Raw genomic sequence first — 3628 nt, 5'->3', positions numbered from 1 at the left:
GGGCGGTGGAGGAATGGAGAATGGAGAATGGAAAACTGAGAATGGCGGGAGGGGGTGCGGGCTGGTGGGGACTGAAAAGTGTAAACTGAAAAGTGAGAACTGAAAATTTGTTAGGCTTAGAGAGGGGTGATGGTGGGCAGGAGGGACGTTTTGGCGGACGGGTGAAACGCCTGAGCGGGTGGTCAGGGAGGGAGTTCGTGGGGCGCGGAAGAGGCGAGGGAGACGAATTATCTGACAAACACCCCCCCACAATTTTTGATCCTATGAACACGACGAAAGCTGAAGAGGCCCAGGACACGCTGCAGATGTATGTGAATGACATGCTGGCGGTAGAGCAGGACACGGCGAAGGCGATCGCCTCCCAAAGCGAGGATGCGAATGTGCTGAAGATGCCCGCGGCGAATCTGGTGCGCGAGCTGGCGTCCGCCGCGCAGGCCCGTGTGCAGGCGCTGGATAGCCTCTCCAATGAAATGGGCGGCGGTGTGGGCAAGGCGATGAAGGAGGCGGTGGCCAGTGTGGCCGGCGCGCTGGCGGGCCTGTATGGAAAGGTGCGCACGCACCCGGTGTCCCGCATGCTGCGGGATGACTACGTGGCGCTGTCCCTGGCGGTGGAGGGCTACTCCATGCTGCACACGACGGCGCTGGCGCTGGGCCACACGCGCGTGGCAGCGCTGGCGGAACGCCACATGCGCGAGATCACGCCGCAGGTGATGCGCCTGGCCAAGGCGATCCCGCCGGTGGTGGTGGCCGAGCTGGCGAAGGACTTCCCGGAGCTGGACCCGAGCGCGGCGAATCGCGGCGCGGTGGCGTGCCAGGAGGCGTGGAGGCAGTAGGTTCGCGGTTCGCGGTTCGCGGTTCGCGGTTCTCGGTGAACGGTGAACGGTGAACGGTGAACGGTGAACGGTTCGTTGGGGATGTCTCCGGCAGATTGGGGGCAAGGCTTCATCTTATCGGAAAAACAAATCTGTGGGCCTCTCTGAATCTGCTGGAAAAAATCATCCCTCCCCCGTGGAGGCCGAAGCCTTGGTGAAGGAGGGTTCGCGGCTTTCCGGGAGGACCGAGGGGGGGCAACGAGGCGTGCGGACGCCTAACAAACAATGCTTGGATGAGTCCGCAGGCGGCCTGCGACAACTGTCAGCGACGGCTCACGCGCTGCCTTCGGGGGTGACCTGGTCCGGGTGGCGGGCGAGCATGTGGTCCTCGAAGGTCATGCGGGCGAGGAGAATGGCGGGGTCGGGGTCCTCAACACGGAGGGCGATGCCGTCAAACAAGGTCTGGCACACGGGACAGGTCCAGGAGGCTCGGGCGTTCATGCCGCTGCTGACGATGACCGGCAGTTCGTCAGACCATTGACTGAGTGGTTTCGTGATCATGGCTCCAGGGGCGATTCATGATGATGAAGTTCACTGAGGATGGATGGAGGATGCATGCGGTCCTGCTCAGTTTTGCGATCACATCAAGGCCCTGGATCCCGGTGGGGCGGGCCGTGGTGGTGACACTCGATTCAAAAGCTTTGTCTTGGTGGAACTCAACGTTAGTCGGGTCATGGCAAGGTTTGTTTTTGGATCATTCATCCCGAATACGAAACGTGGTTTTTTTCTGGATGCGTGGTGCGTGAATTTTTTTCGAGGGGATCGTTTTAGAGGAGGGCTGGGGCGGGAAAAGGGTAAAGTGGTCCACGCTCCTTGGGCGGGTGGGTGATTTGATGACGAGGGGAAGTCTCGCGAGTCGTCAGCTCATCACACGGAGTGTGATGGCTACTTTACTGGCGCGTGCTCGCGGCGCCGTGAGATGACCGGACACCCCTGATCTAAACGTGCTTTTTGTTATCGTGAAGCGTGCAACCGAACCAGCAAAGATGCCAGGCCTTGGCCTGCAGCTGCCATTCGTGGTGGGCATAGGCGACCCGTGAATCATCTGGACCATAGGTCTCAAACCGGCACTTCAGACCCTCCTGTCCGAGGTGTTTCGCGATCTGAGCGGCAGCATCTGCAAGCGATGCGGCATCATCGCCCTCGCCGTGAACCAAGTATTCTTCATCACTGATCCGTTCGAAGAGGAATGTGACCTCGGATGCGAAATCGATCCGCACCTATTGGCCGGTCGAGTAGTGACACGATTCGCCGACCCGGGTTTGTGGAAAGGCCACTTTCGGAATCGCCTCCATGCCTGCCTCATCTTGGCATGCAAAAATCCCTCCTGAGGTCAATGGCTCCTGGTTCGTCATATCTCACGCGTGTTCGGGTAGTCGGCGCTGAAATACTTGCGGGGAAGCAGGTCGGCGATGCTGACGATCTCAAAATCCGCCGGCCCCTGCAAGATGACCCGGGCCTCTGGGCCATAGTCGCGGATCAACTCGCGGCACATGCCGCAGGGTGGCACGATGTGACCCGACTCTGTGACGGCGACGATGAGATCGACCTCGGCATCCAGTGCGGTGGCCGCGGCACCGATGGCCACGGCCTCGGCGCAAAGGGTGATGCGGCCATTCCCGGCCTCGACATGGCTGCCCAGATAGGTGCGGCCGCTCTTCGTGAGCAGCGCTGAGAACATTTGGTGGCGGCCGAGGACATAACCTCTCTCCGCGAGAGCGCGTGCCTCAGCAATGATTTGACCGGGTGACATGGAGGGGTGGAGCGATGAGGTGCTTCTGGCTTGAGCGAACGCTATAGCTCAGAGATCCAGCCCGCAAGGGCCTGAGCTACAACTATACGTTGATACCATCTCGACATCGGGCCTTTTGTGTCTTGAACCACGGAGTGGTTCGCTATGAATAGCCAGGGGTGAAGCAAGCGTCAGCGTGCGAAACCCCTGGTTAGGCGTGTTTGATCTTTCCCTGAGCATCAACTCCGTAGGAGTTGCCCAATGCGGGGCAGGTCCCGATCACATGGGTGACACATTCTCCCAACCACATGGGTGACAGTTCAACAGCTTGTGAGGGCCGGCGGAATGATGGGGGAACGTAGACGCCACGTGCATTGGGCAATCCCTACGGGATTGATACTGAGCGGTGCATTGAGGGTGGGCTACCAGGGGTTCACCCGCTTCGCGGGATCACCCCTGGCTATTCGTGGGGAACCACTCCGTGGTTCTCCAATCCAAGATCTACCCTCGCGGCATAAAGCTCAGCGCAACGCAGCGTATGGTCAGGCTACGGCGTCTTTTTGTAACGGTAGAGTCGAAATCCGGTCTTCTGCTCGAACCCGTCCAGCTCGTAGCCAGCGGCCAAAATTTTGTCTAGCAGGACCGCCATCCCCATTCCCATGCTGTCTTTCTGGCCGGCAAAGGTGAACGACTCGGAAATGGCCAGCTGAAACGAATCGCCAGAAGGCGGGTGACTCTCCAAAAACTTGATGCCTTCTTCGGCTGACTTGATGGCAGCGGGCTCATTCATGACGGGCTCCTTCTTCTCTCCGCAGCTCACGAGGGCAAGCAGCAGACTCAACAGACAAGCGATGTGTTTCATATCACCTGACGCTACACATCAGCACTCCGGCTCGCAAGGATGTGAATCAAGTGGGTTCGTGGCGGGAGCGCCGATTGCAAAGATGACGGATAGAAGCGTGGCATTCATGAGCCGATGAAATTACCAGCATCTTTTGTTAGGTTTGGGAGTGATAGTGGTAAC

At 59.2% G+C, this 3628-nt stretch carries 5 protein-coding genes; 1 reads left to right on the top strand and 4 read right to left on the bottom strand.

What is annotated here, in order from left to right:
- The first annotated feature begins 263 nt into the window (after positions 1 to 263).
- On the top strand, positions 264 to 833 hold the full coding sequence (locus BGE01nite_RS28640) for a hypothetical protein (protein ID WP_146856356.1): 570 nt from the start codon (positions 264 to 266) through the stop codon (positions 831 to 833).
- A gap of 312 nt (positions 834 to 1145) precedes the next feature.
- Here the strand turns inward: BGE01nite_RS28640 and BGE01nite_RS28635 are convergent, their stop codons facing one another.
- The 4 genes from BGE01nite_RS28635 to BGE01nite_RS28620 all read right to left on the bottom strand — a co-directional run bounded on the left by BGE01nite_RS28635 (position 1146) and on the right by BGE01nite_RS28620 (position 3466).
- Positions 1146 to 1373: a hypothetical protein gene (locus tag BGE01nite_RS28635; protein WP_146856354.1), complete on the bottom strand. Its 228-nt coding sequence runs from the start codon at positions 1371 to 1373 to the stop codon at positions 1146 to 1148.
- Positions 1374 to 1810: 437 nt separating this feature from the next.
- Positions 1811 to 2092: a hypothetical protein gene (locus tag BGE01nite_RS28630; RefSeq protein WP_146856352.1), complete on the bottom strand. Its 282-nt coding sequence runs from the start codon at positions 2090 to 2092 to the stop codon at positions 1811 to 1813.
- A gap of 131 nt (positions 2093 to 2223) precedes the next feature.
- A complete protein-coding gene (locus BGE01nite_RS28625; protein ID WP_146856350.1) occupies positions 2224 to 2625 on the bottom strand; it encodes a cytidine/deoxycytidylate deaminase family protein in 402 nt (133 codons plus the stop codon).
- Positions 2626 to 3151: 526 nt separating this feature from the next.
- Complete coding sequence (locus BGE01nite_RS28620) at positions 3152 to 3466, bottom strand: hypothetical protein (protein WP_146856348.1); 315 nt, start codon at positions 3464 to 3466, stop codon at positions 3152 to 3154.
- Positions 3467 to 3628 lie beyond the last annotated feature (162 nt).

Origin of the sequence: Prosthecobacter gellanilyticus (assembly GCF_007992435.1) — a bacterium.
In the GTDB taxonomy this organism is placed as follows: domain Bacteria; phylum Verrucomicrobiota; class Verrucomicrobiia; order Verrucomicrobiales; family Verrucomicrobiaceae; genus Prosthecobacter; species Prosthecobacter gellanilyticus.
The sequence above is the reverse complement of the archived record's forward strand: the minus strand, read 5'-3'. Positions and strand labels throughout refer to the sequence as shown.